Genomic DNA, 15,585 nt, shown 5'->3' on the forward strand with positions numbered 1-15,585 from the left:
CTTCATTGCCTGTAGGTACTTCCTGTCTCAACGCGCCTCTTCCGCCTTGGCCGGGGTACGGCTAGCCACAGCTTGCGTGAAGAGCAGACTCTCATCCGGCACCTGTTTGAAGGGAACGAAGATCGGCTCCCCGTTCTTCGGGCCATACCCCACGGCGCCACTCTCGACGATCGCCCCGGCAATCGCACCACCCAGCGCACCGGCAATGCCGGCCTGTCCGACCGAGAGCCCCGGAGTTTGCACAATGGTGTTCACGATCACGCCGTTCACCATCGTGCCCTGATCCCGGAACTTCGGCAGGTAGAACAGGCGCATTGGCGGAGATGCGCCCTTGTCCTTCGCCAGCCAGAAACCGCCGACAGCCAGCGGCTCCTCCGTAGTGCCATCGGCATTCTGCTGACCGCCAAGCACCAGCAGGGCACCGTTGCCGAAGTAGTACCGACCGGCCTTGTCTTCCATGGTGGCCTTGTAGGTGCCGGGCAACAAGCCGTGGTAGTACCGCACGCCGGGCGCTGCGCCTGCGATGGCGGAAAACATCAGCTTCTCGTGGAGTTCGATGGAATCCCCCGAAATGCGCTTGAGATTCGGGTCATGCGATGCACAGCCTGTCAGTGTCAAGGCAGTAGCAACCAGCAGCGCCACGCATGAAATCAATGCTCCCGCACGCATTGCGGAGCGGAAGGCGCTTCGCCTCACTCTCCCGTTGTGTACTTCTCTCTGGGCCATCACTCCGCTCCACTCTTTGGTGACACAGGAGTCTACGGTGCGGAGGCGTCGGGGAAGAAAGATCATCAGCGCCATTGAGCCAGCGCCTGCCGCACCTCTTCGTCGCTGGGCGCCTCGAACGATTCGTACCAGGCACCGACGGCGAAGAAGGGCTCTGGCGTGTGCAGGCACACCACCTCGTCGGCATGGGTCATGGCGGGGCTCATGCTGCCGATGCCGGTCAGCGCTGACGGGTCGGCCGGTGTCTGCAGCGCATGGCACGCGAACGCGCTGCCCAGGGGCACGGCCACGATGACCGAGGCTGCGCCGAGTGCCCTTGCAGCAATCACCGCTGCGCGCATCGACAAGCCGGTCGCCAGTCCGTCGTCCACCAATAGGACCGCCATGCCATGCAGGTCGAGCGGCGCGCGATCGCCCCGGTATTCGCGCTCGCGCCGCTGCAGTTCGCGCTGCTCCCGTTTCAATGTGCGCGCCATACCGGGCGCTTCTTCGCCCGTCACGCGAATGCCGCCGACTGCAATGGCGCCGGCGGCGTACTCCTCATGGCCGGGCAGGCCGAGCTTGCGCACGACCAGCACGTCGAGCGGCAGGTGCAGCGCGCGTGCCACTTCGGCACCTACTGGCACGCCACCTCGCGGCAGTGCGAGCACGATGCAGCGCTGTGCATCGCAGTACTGGCTCAGCAATAACGCCAGTTGCCGGCCGGCATCGGAGCGATCCTTGAACATCGCATCCCTCTTCGTTCGCGCTTCATTCGCGGCTGCCCGGCGCGTGAGCGTCGTTGCTTTCAAGAACGGTCTCGGACCGCATCCCCGCGCCGCCACCGCCGCCACCTTTCGCACTGCCACCACGCCCACCACCGGCTCCTTCGCCACGATCACCACGCGCAGGCGTGCCTTTCGCCCGAACGGGGCCTTGCCTGGGAATGCCCAGTTCTGCAGGGACTGGATCGAGGTCCAGCACGTCGCGGATGAAAGTGCGCAGCGCCACGACCAGCTCTGCCGTCTCGACAGTGCGGCCCGCGACCATGTCGCTGGCCGCCTTGGCGGCGAGGCGCACGTGCGTCTCGGTGCCCAGCAGGATCACGTCGGACAGCGCGGCTTCCACTGCATCGCGGATGCGGCGACGGCGGTCCGATGCGGACACGTCTGCATGAGCAGCCGCATCCTCTGCCGCCGCAGCCCCGGCACGTTGCCGAAGCTCACGCAGATGACTGGGGTCAACGGCAAGGTCGCCGGTGAACGAACCGCCCAGCACCTTGTAGGCCGCAATGAGCGTCTTCAGCCGCTCGTTGATCTGCCGGTTCTGGCGCTCGCGACGCTGCTGCACGCTGTGCATCACGAGCAGGCGTATGCCGACCGCCACGACAGACACCAGCACCAGGCCCATCAGGGTCGTGAGCAGGCCTTGCCAGGAACTGAAATCGAGCACGTTGCGCATGGAGGACGGTCCTTGTGTCGAGGGCGACAGCACGCCCTCGTCGCCATGCGCCATTGTGCGACCAGTGCGCAAGCATGGCCGCGATCAGGCACTACGCATTCAGCCGCAGGCGCTCTTCCCCGCAGGCGAGGCGCGCAGCCGGTTCAGGAAGGTCAGCTGCACCTTCGCCGTTTCGCTGCCCTGCACCGCCGCGCGGCGCATCCACATGCCCGCCTCGCAGCGGTCGGCCTTCACGGCGGTGCCGTAGAGCGCGGGGCCGGTCATCAGCACCATGCCGAGCATCTCCTGCGCCTCGGCATGGCCTTCGTTGGCCGCCTGGCGCAGTTGTTCGAGCATCGAGCGGTAGTCGCGCGCGGCCTGTGCCTCCAGCGCGAGCTGGAAGCGCTGCTCGGCCTGCAATTGCGTGCCGGCGTCCAGCGGACTGGCCGCGCAGAGCGCGGCCGCCAGGAGCAGCGCCGCCGAGAGCAAGACCCGCCAGCGCAACGACAGGCCGGCAAGCTGGTTGAATTCGGGTTGCATCGATGTTCTCCACGATTGACATGGAAGACATCGTCGCGCCGCCGCGCCAAAGAAAGAAGCTGGAATTGACACAGGCCGCCTCAGTCGGCGCCTGAGCCCAATGACGGCTCGATGCGGCAACTCCTGCAACGGCCCCGGCGTGTCGGCCCGGCGGCGCTCAGCGTGCCCGCGCGCGCGTCAGCAGGTAGTTCTGGTGCACCACGTTGTCGACGTAGTACGGCTCGGCAAGCGCATCGAACTCGGACCGCAGTGCCGCCAGCTTCTGCGGATCGCCCGCGAGACCTTCCACGAGCTTGCGCATCGGGCCGACCGAGCGCTCGAGGAACAAGCGGAAGTGCTCGATGCTCAGGGCCGGAAATTGCATGGTGCCGCGCCCGAAGAACGGCGCCTCGAAGTGCGGTCCCAGGCGCTCCGCGACGATGCCCGGGTTGCCCCATTGCGGCGGCGGCGACGCGCCGGCCGGAGGGGGCGGCGAGTTGCGCCCGATGAAGGCGAACATGCGCCCCACGAAATCCTCCGGCGGCCATGTGGCGAAGGCGATGCGGCCGCCGGGTTTCAGCACGCGGCGCATCTCGGCCACGGCAACTTCCGGACGCGGCGCGAACATGTGGCCGAACTGGCTCAGCACCACGTCGAAGGAGGCATCGGCGTACGGCAGGTTCTCGGCATCGCCTTCGGTCCAGGTGATGTCCCCATGCCCGGAGACGCCGGCGTTGTCGCGCGCGGCTTCGAGCAGCTCGGGCGTCAGGTCGAGCCCCGTGACGCGTGCGCCCCGGCGCGCCGCCGTGATGGCCACCACGCCCGTTCCGGTGCCGACGTCCAGCACCGCCTCGCCCTGCGCTACCTGCGCGAACCTGACGAGATGCCCAGCCACCGGGGTCGTGAACATGGCGGTCGGCGCAAAGGTCGACCACATCTCGCGCTGGCGGCCCTTGAACTCTGCAAACGGATCCTGGGACATATCGCCCTCCATGCCAGCCACAAGGCTGCGGACATGGACGGGACTCTAGGCCCCGGGAACCGGCCAGTACATCCCTAGAGACGGGGCTTCGATCGGAAATACCTGTAACGCAATGCCGCGCCAGGCTCAGCAGCAGCGCCCCTTGCCCGCCCCGTAGCGCGCCTCCAGCCGCTCGCGGAAGAAGGCCTCGTAGCTCATCGGCGGCCGGTCAGGGTGGGTGGCCGCCATGTGCGTCAGGTAGGCGTCGTAGTCGGGCAGCCCGACCATGAGCCGCAGCGACTGCTTGAGCGAGCGCGCAAAGTAGCGCCCGGCTTCCGGCAATGCGAGGCCCATGGCGTCAGTGAGCAGCCGTTGCGGCTGCCGCGCCCACGGGCTCGAACGGCGTCTCTTTGGTGGTCGGCCGGTTGGCCGCGCGCGCCGCGAGGCAGGCCTTGATGCTGTACACCAGCACGCTCAGCACCACGAAGATGAAGAGCGCGCACAGCGCCGCGTCGAGACGGTCGTTGAACACGATGCGCGACATGGCTTCGGGCGTCTTGGCCGGTGCAACCAGCACGCCGTTGGCGATGCCGTCGGTGTACTTCGCAGCGTGCGAGAGAAAACCGATCTTCGGGTCGGCCGAGAAGATCTTCTGCCAGCCGGCCGTGAGCGTGCACGCCAGCAGCCATGCTGCCGGCGCAATGGCCACCCACGCATAGCGCTCGCGCTTCATGCGGAACAGCACGACCACGCCCAGCATCAGCGCCACGGCGGCCAGCATCTGGTTGGAGATGCCGAACAGCGGCCACAGCGTGTTGATGCCGCCCAGCGGATCGACCACGCCCTGGTACAGGAAGTAGCCCCAGGCCGAAACGCACAGCGCCGTGGCAACGAGGTTGGCCGGCAGCGAATCGGTGCGCTTGAGCGCGGGCACGAAGCTGCCCAGCAGGTCTTGCAGCATGAAGCGGCCCGCGCGGGTGCCGGCATCCACAGCCGTAAGGATGAACAGCGCCTCGAACAGAATCGCGAAGTGGTACCAGAAGGCCATCATGGCTTGCCCGCCGATCACCTGGTGGAGGATGTGGGCCATGCCCACGGCCAGCGTCGGTGCGCCGCCTGCGCGGCCGAGGATGGTGGTTTCGCCAACGTCCTTGGCGGTTTGCACCAGCATCTCGGGCGTGATCACGAAGCCCCAGCTCGACACCGTGGCCGCCACTTGCTGCGCGGTCGTGCCGACCAGCGCGCCGGGGCTGTTCATCGCAAAGTAGATGCCCGGCTCGATGCACGAGGCCGCAACCAATGCCATCACCGCAACGAACGATTCGGCCAGCATGCCGCCGTAGCCGATGAAGCGCGCATGGCGCTCGTTGTCGAGCATCTTGGGCGTGGTGCCCGAGGAGATCAGCGCATGAAAGCCCGACACCGCGCCGCAGGCGATGGTGATGAAGAGAAACGGGAACAGGCTGCCCGACCACACCGGGCCGTTGCCCTGCGCGAACTGCGTGATGGACGGCATCTGCAGCGTGGGCATCACGAACACGATGCCGATGGCCAGCGCGATGATCGTGCCGATCTTCAAGAAGGTCGACAGGTAGTCACGCGGCGCCAGCAGCAGCCACACAGGCAGGCTCGCGGCGATGAAGCCGTAGCCCACCAGCATCCACGTGAGCGCCTTGCCGTCGAAGGTGAAGAGGGGCGCCCATTCGGGGTTCTGGCTCACGGCCTGCCCGCCGAAGATGGCGAGCATCAGCAGCACGAAGCCGATCAGCGACACCTCGCCGATGCGCCCCGGTCGGATGTAGCGCAGGTACACGCCCATGAACAGCGCCACCGGAATCGTCGCAGCCACCGTGAAGGTGCCCCACGGCGATTCGGCCAGCGCCTTCACCACGATCAGCGCCAGCACCGCGAGGATGATGATCATGATCATGAAGGTGCCGAACAGCGCGATCATGCCGGGCACCACGCCCATCTCCTGCTTGACTAGGTCGCCCAGCGAGCGGCCGTCGCGCCGCGTGGAAATGAAGAGAATGATGAAGTCCTGCACCGCACCGGCGAACACCACGCCGGCCAGGATCCACAGCAGGCCGGGCAGGTAGCCCATCTGCGCGGCGAGCACCGGGCCCACCAGCGGACCGGCCCCTGCGATGGCCGCGAAGTGGTGGCCGAACAGCACGTTCTTGTCGGTCGGCACGTAGTCGAGGCCGTCGTTGTGGCGGTGCGCCGGCGTCTTGCGGTTGCCGTCCAGGCCCAGCACCTTGTCGGCGATGAAGAGGCTGTAGTAGCGGTAGGCGATCAGGTAGGTGCAGATCGCGGCGGCCACCACCCAGAGGGCGTTGACGCTTTCGCCTCGGGTCAGGGCCACGGTGCCTAGCGCGAAAGCGCCGACCACGGCCACGACCAGCCACACCAGATGGCGTCGGATGCTGTGCATGCGGATGTCTCCTCGTTATTGACCCGAGGAGTTTTGCCGGGCTGCGGCGCGGGCGCATCCGTCGGACTGCGCAGGGCGGGCGCGTGGCTTTGCGTAATGGAAAACCCGGATACGGCAAGCGCCGGGCCGCTGTGCAATGCCTGCGGGCCTACATGCATGAACCGGACCACGCGCGAAGATCGAGCCCGTCATCAGGGAGCGAAAAGATAGAAGCCATGGACACACAACCACGCTGCTGCATCGCAGGTGGCGGTCCTGCCGGCATGGTGCTGGGCCTTCTGCTGGCCCGGGCCGGCGTGCCCGTCGTCGTGCTGGAAAAGCATCTCGACTTTCTGCGCGACTTTCGCGGCGACACGGTGCACCCGTCCACGCTGGAGATATTGCACGAGCTTGGCCTGCTCGAAGCCTTTTTGCAGCGCCCGCACGACCGCATCGAGGAACTGCGCGCCACCATCGAAGGCCGCAGCATCCCCGTGGCCGACTTCACCCATCTGCCCGCGCACAGCAGGTTTCTCGTGCTGATGCCGCAGTGGGAGTTTCTGGACTTCATGTGCGACGAGGCCCGGCGCTACCCGGGCTTCGAACTGTGGACAGATGCCGAGGCCATCGGCCTGCTGCAGGACAAGGGCCGCGTCAACGGCGTGAAGGTGCGGCGAGGCCGCCGCGCGGGCCAGCCGCAGGATGTCGAGCTGCACGCCTCGCTGGTGGTGGCGGCCGACGGCCGGCACTCCGCGCTGCGCGATGCCGCCGCGCTGCCGCACATCAGCTATGGCGCGCCCATCGACGTGCTGTGGATGGCCATTCCCAGGCAGGCCGGCGACCCATCGGCCACTGCGGGCCACGTCGCGGGTGGGCGCTTTCTGGTGACACTGAACCGCGGCGACTACTGGCAATGCGCCTTCGTGATTCCCAAGGGCGGCCACGATGCGTTGCAGGCCCGGGGCATCGGGGCATTCCATGAAGCGATCGGCAAGATCGCGCCCTTTCTCGCCGCGCGGCTGCCGGAAGCGCTGCCCGGCTGGGACGCGGTGAAGCTGCTCGAAGTAACAGTCGACCGCCTCGAGGCCTGGTCGTGCCGCGGGCTGCTGTGCATCGGCGATGCCGCGCATGCGATGTCGCCGGTGGGCGGCGTCGGCATCAACCTCGCCGTGCAAGACGCCGTGGCCGCCGCGAACCTGCTGGCCTCAGCGCTGGCCGGCGCGGCGACCGACAAGGAAATCGACACCCTGCTGCCCCAGCTGCAGCGCCGCAGGGAATGGCCCGTGCGCGTGACGCAGGCCGTGCAGCGCCTCATACAAGACCGCGTGCTGATGCCAGTGCTCGACGGCGAGCTCACGGCCACGGTTGGGCACGTGCCCTGGCCGCTGCGGCTGCTGGCACGCTGGCCCCTGCTGCGCAGGCTCCCGGCACGGGCCGTGGGAATGGGCGTGCGGCCCGAGCACGTAACTTCGCCGCGCACAAAATGAAAAAGCTGGCATTTCGTTACACAGCCGAGGTCTGGCGAGGCCGCCAGGGAGGCCTTCGAGAGAGGGCTCTGTTGTAGACTGCGAGGTTTTTCGAAGAGGTGCGTTCAAGCGCGTTCAGGAGGTTATGGGGCAAGTTTCAAGGCGCACAGGTTTCAACGGCTCGGCGCTCATTCGCTTGCTTTCACGACTGACCGACATCGACGCTCGCGAACCCGCGCAACCCACCGCTGACCGGTTGAGCCAGTGGTTCGGCTGGACCGATGCCATCTCGCTGTCCGCAGCGCTCGATGGCGCACCGGCAACCACGCAGGCCAGCACGCGCGCTCCCCGCAACACCGAAGAAAGCGAATGCCAACGCGTGCGAACCGCGCTGGCAAACGCCATCGTCGAAGACACCACCTTCGGCACCAGCAAGGACGCAACGCCAGACTTCACCCCCTACCGCCGACGCTATCTCGCCCGGCAACAGGCGATGGAAGCAGGCGTCGGCTCTTTGCGCAGCCGGCTGCGCTCGGCGCTGGCGGCAAGGTCGCCGTCCATGGCCCGGCTCGCGTCCGTGGACGTGGTCATGGCGCAGGTGCTGGAGGCGCGAGAGCACAGCCTGCTGTCGGCCGTGCCGGGCATCCTCGAAAAGCACTTCGAGCGCCTGCGCAAGGCCAGCCAGGCACCAGACGTGCCGGACCTGCCGGACGGCGAACCAGAGACAGATAAAGACAACAGTGCCCAGCCCGACGAAGCGTGGCTGGCCGTGTTCCGCAAGGACGCCCAGGACGTGCTGCTCGCCGAACTGGACTTTCGATTTCAACCGGTCGAAGGGCTGCTCGAAGCCCTTCGCACCCAGGCCACCAGAACTACATGACCCGATTCCTTCAATACGCTGTCTTTGTCGCAGGCCTGGCCGTCGTTGGCTGGGTGGGCGCCGGATACATCGGCACGAACCCGCTGGCGCTGGCCGTTACCGTGATCGTCGGCGCGTTCTACATCATGGGCGCGCTGGAGCTGCACCGCTTTCAGCAGGCCACGGCCACGCTGACGCACGCCGTGGCAGACCTCTCTTCCCCGCCCGAGAGCCTCGGCACTTGGCTCGGCCAGCTGCACCCTTCGCTGCAGAACGCCGTGCGCCTGCGCATCGAGGGCGAGCGCGTCGGCCTGCCCGGCCCGGCGATGACGCCCTACCTTGCCGGCTTCCTCGTGTTGCTTGGCATGCTCGGCACCTTCGTGGGCATGGTGGTCACGCTCAAGGGCACCGGCCTGGCGCTGGAGAGCTCGACCGACCTGCAGACCATTCGCGATTCGCTCTCCGCCCCCGTGAAGGGCCTGGGCCTTGCCTTCGGCACCTCGGTGGCCGGCGTGGCCGCTTCGGCCATGCTGGGCCTTGCCTCGGCACTGAGCCGGCGCGAGCGGCTGCAGGCCGGTCAGATGCTCGACACGAAGATCGCGACCGTGCTGCGCGTCTTCTCGCTCAGCCATCAGCGTGAAGAGTCGTTCAAGCTGCTGCAGCAGCAGGCCCACGCCATGCCCGAGCTGGTCGGCCAGCTGCAGGCCATGATGCATGCGATGGAGCGGCAGACCCAGGCGCTGAACGAACGCCTCGTCAGCAGCCAGGACCACTTCCACAGCAAGGCCGAAGCCGTGTACGGCAGCCTCGCCACTTCCGTCGACCAGTCGCTGAAGCAGAGCCTGACCGAAAGCGCACGCGTCGCCAGCGCGGTGATACAGCCTGTCGTCGAGGCCACCATGGCCGGCATCGCACGCGAAACCGCCACGCTGCACGACACCATTTCGCAAACCGTGCAGCAGCAGCTCGATGGCCTCTCGAGCCGCTTCGAGGCCACCACCACCCGCGTGGCCGACACCTGGAAGACAGCCCTTACCGAGCACCAGCGCACGACCGAGGCGCTGTCGCAAGACCTGCGCGGCTCGCACGATCATTTCGCGCAGACCTTCGAGCAACGCTCGGCCGCGCTGGTAGACAGCGTTTCCGCACGCCTCGAAAGCACCGTGAGCAACGTGTCGGACACCTGGGGCAACGCGCTCGCGCAGCATCAGCGCGTCAGCGAGAAGCTGTCGGGTGATTCGCACCAGGCCCTGTCAGCCGCAGCCGCCACTTTCGAGCAGTACTCGGCCTCGCTGCTGGGCACCGTGGACCAGGCGCACGCAAAGCTGCAGACCGAAATGGCATCGCGCGACGAACAGCGCCTCTCGGCTTGGACGCAATCGCTGACAGCCATGGCCGCGTCGCTCCAAGACCAATGGCAACAAGCTGGCGCGCACAACGCGAGCAAGCAGCAACAGCTGCTCGACACCATGGCGCAGACCGCGCGCGAAATGTCCGCACAGACCGAAGCGCATGCAAAGAACACCGTCGCAGAGATCGGGCAGCTACTGCAAGCCGCAGCCGAAGCACCGCAGGCCGCGGCCGAAGTGATGTCCCAGATGGCATCGCGCGACGAGCAGCGCCTCTCGGCATGGACGCAATCGCTCACGGCCATGGCAGCCTCGCTGCAACAGGAATGGCAGCAGGTCAACGCACACAACGCAAGCCAGCAGCAGCAGCTCTTCGACACAGTGGCGCAGACCGCACGCGACATGACGGCACAGACCGAGGCGCATGCGAAGAACACCGTCGCCGAAATCGCGCAGCTCCTGCAAGCCGCTGCAGAAGCACCACGGGCCGCAGCCGAAGTGGTGACCGAGCTGCGCCAGAAGCTCGCCGACAGCATGACGCGCGACAACGCAATGCTGGAGGAACGCAGCCGCATCCTCGAAACGCTAGCCACCCTGCTCGATGCAGTGAACCACGCGTCCACCGAACAGCGCACAGCCATCGACACGCTGGTGTCCGCATCGGCGGACCTGCTGGAGCGCGTCGGCAGCCGCTTCACTGAAAAGGCCGATGCCGAGTCCGAGAAGATGGCCGCCGTTGCCGCGCAGATCACCGGCAGCGCCGTCGAAGTGGCCAGCCTGGGTGAAGCCTTCGGCCTCGCAGTGCAGATGTTCAGCCAGTCGAACGACAAGCTCGTGGGCCACCTGCAGCGCATCGAAGGCGCGCTGGGCAAATCCATTGCGCGCAGCGATGAACAGTTGGCCTACTACGTGACGCAGGCCCGTGAAGTGATCGACCTGAGCATCATGTCGCAGAAGCAGATCGTCGAAGACATGCAGCAGATCGCCAGCAGGCAGCAGCAAGCGCCGGTGGATAGCGAAGCATGATGCGCGAAGAGCTCGACGCCAGCTTCGACGAGCCGGGCGTGCCGGTATGGGCGGTGTTCGGCGACCTGATGGCCGGCCTGCTCGGGGCCTTTGTGCTCATCCTGGTGTGCGCGCTGGGCATGCAGCTGGAGCTTGCGTCGAAGCTGGAAACTGAAGTCAAGCAACGGCAGGCCGAGGCCAAGCGCCTGCAGACGCTCGAACAGGCCCTGGCAGGGCCGCTCGCGGCCGGCCGCGTGACGCTGGCCAACGGGCGCATCGGCATCAACGGCAGCGTGCTGTTTGCCTTCAACTCCGCGGAGCTGCAACCTGAAGGCCGGCAACTGCTGAAGAGCCTGGCTGCACCGCTGACCGCATACCTCAAGTCGCGCGACGAGATCCTGATGGTGAGCGGCTTCACCGACGACCGGCAGATGCGCGACAACGCACGCCAGTTCGCAGACAACTGGGAGCTGTCGGCGCAGCGTGCGCTGACAGTGACGCGTGCGTTGATCGAGGCCGGCATTCCGTCGTCGTCGATCTTTGCGGCCGCCTTCGGCTCCGAGCAGGCAGTGGCGTCGAATGCCGATGCCGACGGGCGCTCGAAGAACCGGCGTGTGGAGATGGCGCCCACGCCGCGCCCTTCCAACGCCAACGCGAAGCCCCGTGACTGATCAGGAGACTTGCCGCGACACCGGCGCGATGGTCGCCGCAGCGATCGCGCGTGGCGATCAGCGCTTCGACCCTGTGCGCTTTCGTGTCATCGAGGCGATGGCCAGGCGCGCGACTGCGCACGGCGGCGAAGCGCGGCGCATGCTCGACGACAAGGTGGTCGCACTGCTGGCGGCGTACGGCGAGGATCTTGAGAAAGCGACGCCTGCGGACGTTGCGAAGCCGCAAGCAGCAACGACTGAACGCGGTGCGCTCGCCGCGCTCGTCGACCACATCGCGCAGCACGCGCCGGTCATGGATGCCAGCCCGACAGCAGCAGGCAAAGCGACGCCCGCCAACTCTTCTGCCTCTTCGCCCTCCACAGAACTGAAGTCGATCCGCTACTTCAAGAGCACCTGGTCCAAGCTCAGCGCCGACCGGCGCCTGACGCAGTCACTGGCAAAGGTGCCCGAGAACGCCGGCCCCCTCAACTCGCATCACCTCGTGCACCGCTCGCTCACGCTGATGCGCGACCTGTCGCCGGAATACCTCAACCGGTTCATGTCGTATGTCGATGCGCTGTCGTGGGTCGATCAGTTGAATGGCGCTGCTGCAGCAGCAAGTGCGGCGAGCCCGCGCGCCGAAAGCCCGAAGAAGAGCGGTCGCGGCAAGGCCAGCTGAGGCCCCGGAGTCAATCGAAGCGGAGCCCTCACCTCAGGGCTTGTTCTTCAGATGCGAAGTCAGGCGCTCGAACTCGTCGGCAAACGATGCAGTGGCAGAACGAGGAAGCACGACCGCCTGCATCTCATCGGTAAAGAGATAATGGTTCACGTCGTCTTCCTCGCGGGCCATGAAGCCCGCCCACAGAAGTTCTGACCGCATCGTTGCGGACTGGATCGTCAGCGCGCTGTCCGTGATGCTGACGGTCTGGGGCGAGAGAAACGTGCCATTGGGGGCGAACACGTGCTTGCGCCAGAGCGCCTGGGAAACATGGGGCAGCGACACCAGCAGCAGAAAGACGATCATCACAAGGTACGCCATGAACCGGAGATGTGGCAGCTCGGCGTAGTCGTCCAGCACGCGCACGTACGCCGCGACCAGCAATCCGACGCCCACCCATACCGCCGCGCGCAACATGAACAGGGTGGACGACAAACCCGGCTTGCGGCCAACGCGGCGTCCGACGACCTTCTGAAGGCGCGCGAAGTCTGTCGGAGTGAGGGTGAACGATGCTGCCGACATGCTTGCCGGACTCAAGGCCGCCGCGCCTGCACCGTCTGGCGCGACCAATAAACGCCATCCAGCCGATCAAGCCGCACCACGCCGCCAGTCGATGGCGCATGCACGAAGCGCCCCCCGCCCACATAGATGCCCGCATGCGACGGCGTGGACGGGCCGAAGAGCACGAGATCGCCCGTGCGAAGCTCGGACATCGACACCGGGCTGCCGAAGCCGCTCATCCGCGCAACGGTGCGCGGCGGCGATTCGCCCACGCTGTTGAGATACACGTACCCGATGAGCCCGCTGCAATCGAAGCCGCCATCAGGCGTGTTGCCACCATAGCGGTACGGCGTGCCTACAAGGCCGAGCGCGTGGATTGCGACGCTGTTCGATTGTTCGTCCGTCAACGTGCTGCTGACGGCGGGCCCCGGCCCTTGTCGTGGCCCCGATGGGCTTGCACAGCCCAGAACCAGAAGGCAGGCCCCTGTGAAAAGGAGCCGAAGCAGCCACTGCTGCAATGTGCGGGATTGTTGCGTTGATGGCACAGGCGCGTCGTACATGTCGGATGGCTGGGCTCGTGAACGTGCATGAACTCTAGCGCGGAATGCGACGGCTTCCTGAAGATGAGGCCCTCCGAGGCCCGCGCTGCTGCGCCGACGCAACGGAGGGAAGAGAGGAAAAAGCGCTTACTGGCCTGCTGCAGGCGTGTTGACAGCGTCTTTCAGCGCCTTGCCGGCGGTGAACTTGGGCGCCTTGCTGGCCTTGATGGTCATCGGCTCGCCGGTCGACGGGTTGCGGCCCGTGCGCTCGGGGCGGCTTGCAACGGCGAAAGTGCCGAAGCCGATCAGTTGTACCGTGTCGCCGCTGGCGAGGGCGCGCGACAGGTTGTCGATGGCGGAGTCGAGCGCGCGGGCGGCGTCAGCCTTGCTGAGGTTCGTGTCCGTGGCGATAGCGGCGATGAGGTCGGTCTTGTTCAAAACGGGGGTTCTTTCTTCAATCAGTAAAACGGTTGGGGGAAAAGTCTGTGACGCGAAAACGCACCGGGCTCGAACTTTAAACGCCCCACCGGGGGATCGAGACACGCATGCGTTTCAAAAGTGAAACATCGTGATCGATGCACGATGGTGCACGAAACTCGAGCACAAAACCCGATGGAAAGTACCAACGATGTCAGGACGCCCTGCAGCTGAAGCTAGCCGCGTCGTTCATCGAAGCACTCGCCGCCCCCGTAAACGCCGGCCATGCCGGCCAACGGCACATCGGCCGGGAGCGGTTGGCGTTCTGGTTGTTGTCGACCGAGGGAATCGTTTCAGGCACCTGCCCCTTCTCGACCCAGTTGTCGAGCACCGCGAGCCCGTCGTAGCCGAGCCGGTACGGGCCCATGCCGTGGCCGAAGCCCGGCACGCTGTAGAAGCGAATGAATGAATCGACACCCGCCTGGCCGAAGGCGGCGACCTGGCGACGGTAGTAGTCCTCGGTGTTGTAGGGGCTGATGAAATCGTCTGCCGTGCCATGCGTGAGGATCAGCTTGCCGCCCCTGGCGCGAAAGGCTTCGAGGCTCACCGTCGTCACGTCGGTGATGCTGCCCAGCTGCTGCAGCCGTGCCCTGTAGCGCGCCGGCTCATAGCGCAGCGCATCGAGCGACGGGTTGCGCGTGGCGAAATACTTGGCGTGCGCCGCGCCAATGGAGAGCAGCAACGCATCGGTGGCGGCCGGCGGGTTCGACGGCACGCGCGATGCGCCGAACGACGACACCGAGAACACCGCACCTTCAAGCACCGGCCAGCGCGGAAACACCTGCTGCCCCGCAACCGCAAACCCCGCGTCATAGGGCGATGCGATCTGCCGCACGGCCGCAATCTGCGCATCAGACAGGCAGAAGTCGCCGTTGTCAGCGCCACCAACGCAACGCAGCGAGGCCTTCACCTTGTCGATGTTGAAGACCACGTTGCAGGCCGCGACATTGCCGATGATCCCGTCCTTGGCGCCGTCGAGCCCGTCGCAGGCGGCATACACTGCATTGACGAGCAGCGTCTTCTTGGCCGGGTTCATCCAGCCCGCGCCGCCATTGGCATACAGCGCCTTGCCGACATGCAGCGACGCCAGTTGCAGCATCGTGATGTTGTACGCCGGGTAGTTGGCAATGGCCCCGTCGTAGTCGGCGGCATAGCGCGCCGCGGCATCGAGCGCCTCGTGCCCGCCCTGCGATCCACCGATGAAATAGAAGCGCCGTGGCGCCGCACCGTAGCGCTGCCGGATGATCTCCAGCGCCACGTCGTGCGTTTTCTTCACCGACTGCTGGCCGTAGTTGAGAAGCGCCTCTTCGTTCAGCGCGAAATTGCCGTCGAAGTTGCCCGTGCCCTTGTGCCCACCGTCGCTGCCCAGCGTGACATAGCCCTGGCGCAGCGCGTTGGGTGTGCCGTTGGGCTGCGCGGTGTAGGCGCCCAGGCCGGTGACGAGCGTGCCGTCATAGCCGCCACCGCCCATCTGCAGCGCACGGCGGTTCCATGCGGTGGGAAGGTTGACCTGGAACTCGAGGCTGGGCGCCGATGCACTCACGGGCAGCACGACGCCCTTGACCGCGCAGTACTCGCCGTTGGGGTTGTCCGCGGCATTGGCGGGAACGAAGCTCGCGGATTGGACGACCGCGCCCGAGCTCGGCTTGCCGATGGCGGAGGCCGCGATCTTCATGTCTTGCAGCGCCGTGCACGCGGCTTGCGCCTGGGCCGTTTGGGCGGGCGTGATTGCGGGCTCGCTGACAGAGGCGCATCCGGCGAGTGCGGCTGCGGTGGCCAATGCGGCCAGGCTGATCGATGCGCTGCGCCTGCGGGAATCTGGAGTTGCCATTTGTCGCCTGTCTGAGTTGTTGTCGGACGGGCGGCAATGCGCCCAAGCCGCATGGTATTGAGAAGACCATGGCGCGTCGCCACGGGTTTGCGCGCATGCGTGTATCGCATCGATGCGGGTCTGCCCCAAGCGCGGACAACGACAGCCTGCAA

The 15,585-nt window shown here is 66.4% G+C and carries 16 protein-coding genes; 5 read left to right on the forward strand and 11 right to left on the reverse strand.

The features are described from left to right. Window positions 1–27: 27 nt before the first annotated feature. The 7 genes from ACN9MV_RS24250 to ACN9MV_RS24280 form a co-directional block, all read right to left on the reverse strand. Window positions 28–642, reverse strand: a complete 615-nt coding sequence (locus tag ACN9MV_RS24250; protein ID WP_426389866.1) for a hypothetical protein — start codon at window positions 640–642, stop codon at window positions 28–30. A 149-nt stretch (window positions 643–791) separates the two neighbouring features. Then, window positions 792–1,454: a phosphoribosyltransferase gene (locus tag ACN9MV_RS24255; RefSeq protein ID WP_426389868.1), complete on the reverse strand. Its 663-nt coding sequence runs from the start codon at window positions 1,452–1,454 to the stop codon at window positions 792–794. A 22-nt stretch (window positions 1,455–1,476) separates the two neighbouring features. Then, the gene (locus tag ACN9MV_RS24260; protein ID WP_426389870.1) at window positions 1,477–2,166 is read right to left on the reverse strand and encodes a hypothetical protein; all 690 of its coding nucleotides are present in this window, start codon (window positions 2,164–2,166) and stop codon (window positions 1,477–1,479) included. A 99-nt stretch (window positions 2,167–2,265) separates the two neighbouring features. Then, a complete protein-coding gene (locus tag ACN9MV_RS24265; RefSeq protein ID WP_093058086.1) occupies window positions 2,266–2,685 on the reverse strand; it encodes a sel1 repeat family protein in 420 nt (139 codons plus the stop codon). A gap of 157 nt (window positions 2,686–2,842) precedes the next feature. Continuing rightward, complete coding sequence (locus ACN9MV_RS24270; protein WP_093080652.1) at window positions 2,843–3,646, reverse strand: class I SAM-dependent methyltransferase; 804 nt, start codon at window positions 3,644–3,646, stop codon at window positions 2,843–2,845. A 126-nt stretch (window positions 3,647–3,772) separates the two neighbouring features. Continuing rightward, a complete protein-coding gene (locus tag ACN9MV_RS24275) occupies window positions 3,773–3,979 on the reverse strand; it encodes a YbdD/YjiX family protein (RefSeq protein ID WP_093058085.1) in 207 nt (68 codons plus the stop codon). 4 nt (window positions 3,980–3,983) lie between these two features. Next, window positions 3,984–6,059: a carbon starvation CstA family protein gene (locus ACN9MV_RS24280; protein WP_426389873.1), complete on the reverse strand. Its 2,076-nt coding sequence runs from the start codon at window positions 6,057–6,059 to the stop codon at window positions 3,984–3,986. 215 nt (window positions 6,060–6,274) lie between these two features. Between ACN9MV_RS24280 and ACN9MV_RS24285 the strand changes: the two genes are divergently transcribed. The 5 genes from ACN9MV_RS24285 to ACN9MV_RS24305 all read left to right on the forward strand — a co-directional run bounded on the left by ACN9MV_RS24285 (window position 6,275) and on the right by ACN9MV_RS24305 (window position 12,046). After that, a complete protein-coding gene (locus ACN9MV_RS24285) occupies window positions 6,275–7,525 on the forward strand; it encodes an FAD-dependent oxidoreductase (RefSeq protein ID WP_426389874.1) in 1,251 nt (416 codons plus the stop codon). A 124-nt stretch (window positions 7,526–7,649) separates the two neighbouring features. Continuing rightward, window positions 7,650–8,384: a DUF3348 domain-containing protein gene (locus tag ACN9MV_RS24290; RefSeq protein WP_426389875.1), complete on the forward strand. Its 735-nt coding sequence runs from the start codon at window positions 7,650–7,652 to the stop codon at window positions 8,382–8,384. Beyond that, window positions 8,381–10,738, forward strand: coding sequence for a DUF802 domain-containing protein (locus ACN9MV_RS24295; RefSeq protein WP_426389876.1), 2,358 nt, complete (start codon window positions 8,381–8,383; stop codon window positions 10,736–10,738). Before ACN9MV_RS24290 ends, ACN9MV_RS24295 begins: the two co-directional genes overlap by 4 nt. Next, window positions 10,738–11,388, forward strand: coding sequence for an OmpA family protein (locus tag ACN9MV_RS24300; protein ID WP_426393196.1), 651 nt, complete (start codon window positions 10,738–10,740; stop codon window positions 11,386–11,388). Before ACN9MV_RS24295 ends, ACN9MV_RS24300 begins: the two co-directional genes overlap by 1 nt. Before the next feature lie 28 nt (window positions 11,389–11,416). Further along, on the forward strand, window positions 11,417–12,046 hold the full coding sequence (locus tag ACN9MV_RS24305) for a DUF2894 domain-containing protein (RefSeq protein ID WP_426393197.1): 630 nt from the start codon (window positions 11,417–11,419) through the stop codon (window positions 12,044–12,046). Window positions 12,047–12,079: 33 nt separating this feature from the next. Here ACN9MV_RS24305 and ACN9MV_RS24310 read toward each other — a convergent pair whose 3' ends face one another. From ACN9MV_RS24310 to ACN9MV_RS24325, 4 genes are all read right to left on the reverse strand, one after another. Further along, the gene (locus ACN9MV_RS24310; protein WP_426389877.1) at window positions 12,080–12,607 is read right to left on the reverse strand and encodes a YcxB family protein; all 528 of its coding nucleotides are present in this window, start codon (window positions 12,605–12,607) and stop codon (window positions 12,080–12,082) included. 11 nt (window positions 12,608–12,618) lie between these two features. After that, window positions 12,619–13,146: a C40 family peptidase gene (locus tag ACN9MV_RS24315; protein WP_093178088.1), complete on the reverse strand. Its 528-nt coding sequence runs from the start codon at window positions 13,144–13,146 to the stop codon at window positions 12,619–12,621. A gap of 126 nt (window positions 13,147–13,272) precedes the next feature. After that, complete coding sequence (locus ACN9MV_RS24320; protein WP_093058078.1) at window positions 13,273–13,563, reverse strand: HU family DNA-binding protein; 291 nt, start codon at window positions 13,561–13,563, stop codon at window positions 13,273–13,275. Window positions 13,564–13,756: 193 nt separating this feature from the next. Further along, the gene (locus ACN9MV_RS24325) at window positions 13,757–15,433 is read right to left on the reverse strand and encodes a tannase/feruloyl esterase family alpha/beta hydrolase (protein WP_426389879.1); all 1,677 of its coding nucleotides are present in this window, start codon (window positions 15,431–15,433) and stop codon (window positions 13,757–13,759) included. Between the last annotated feature and the right edge of the window lie 152 nt (window positions 15,434–15,585).

The organism is Variovorax sp. R-27 (genome assembly GCF_049913215.1).
Taxonomy (GTDB): domain Bacteria; phylum Pseudomonadota; class Gammaproteobacteria; order Burkholderiales; family Burkholderiaceae_C; genus Variovorax.

Excerpts from the sequence above, each read along its gene's own strand:
- ACN9MV_RS24255 (WP_426389868.1), bottom strand. The coding sequence starts at position 1,454 with ATGTTCAAGGATCGCTCCGATGCCGGCCGGCAACTGGCGTTATTGCTG.
- ACN9MV_RS24260 (WP_426389870.1), bottom strand. The coding sequence starts at position 2,166 with ATGCGCAACGTGCTCGATTTCAGTTCCTGGCAAGGCCTGCTCACGACC.
- ACN9MV_RS24265 (WP_093058086.1), bottom strand. The coding sequence starts at position 2,685 with ATGCAACCCGAATTCAACCAGCTTGCCGGCCTGTCGTTGCGCTGGCGG.
- ACN9MV_RS24270 (WP_093080652.1), bottom strand. The coding sequence starts at position 3,646 with ATGTCCCAGGATCCGTTTGCAGAGTTCAAGGGCCGCCAGCGCGAGATG.
- ACN9MV_RS24275 (WP_093058085.1), bottom strand. The coding sequence starts at position 3,979 with ATGGGCCTCGCATTGCCGGAAGCCGGGCGCTACTTTGCGCGCTCGCTC.
- ACN9MV_RS24280 (WP_426389873.1), bottom strand. The coding sequence starts at position 6,059 with ATGCACAGCATCCGACGCCATCTGGTGTGGCTGGTCGTGGCCGTGGTC.
- ACN9MV_RS24285 (WP_426389874.1), top strand. The coding sequence starts at position 6,275 with ATGGACACACAACCACGCTGCTGCATCGCAGGTGGCGGTCCTGCCGGC.
- ACN9MV_RS24290 (WP_426389875.1), top strand. The coding sequence starts at position 7,650 with ATGGGGCAAGTTTCAAGGCGCACAGGTTTCAACGGCTCGGCGCTCATT.
- ACN9MV_RS24295 (WP_426389876.1), top strand. The coding sequence starts at position 8,381 with ATGACCCGATTCCTTCAATACGCTGTCTTTGTCGCAGGCCTGGCCGTC.
- ACN9MV_RS24300 (WP_426393196.1), top strand. The coding sequence starts at position 10,738 with ATGCGCGAAGAGCTCGACGCCAGCTTCGACGAGCCGGGCGTGCCGGTA.
- ACN9MV_RS24305 (WP_426393197.1), top strand. The coding sequence starts at position 11,417 with ATGGTCGCCGCAGCGATCGCGCGTGGCGATCAGCGCTTCGACCCTGTG.
- ACN9MV_RS24310 (WP_426389877.1), bottom strand. The coding sequence starts at position 12,607 with ATGTCGGCAGCATCGTTCACCCTCACTCCGACAGACTTCGCGCGCCTT.
- ACN9MV_RS24315 (WP_093178088.1), bottom strand. The coding sequence starts at position 13,146 with ATGTACGACGCGCCTGTGCCATCAACGCAACAATCCCGCACATTGCAG.
- ACN9MV_RS24325 (WP_426389879.1), bottom strand. The coding sequence starts at position 15,433 with ATGGCAACTCCAGATTCCCGCAGGCGCAGCGCATCGATCAGCCTGGCC.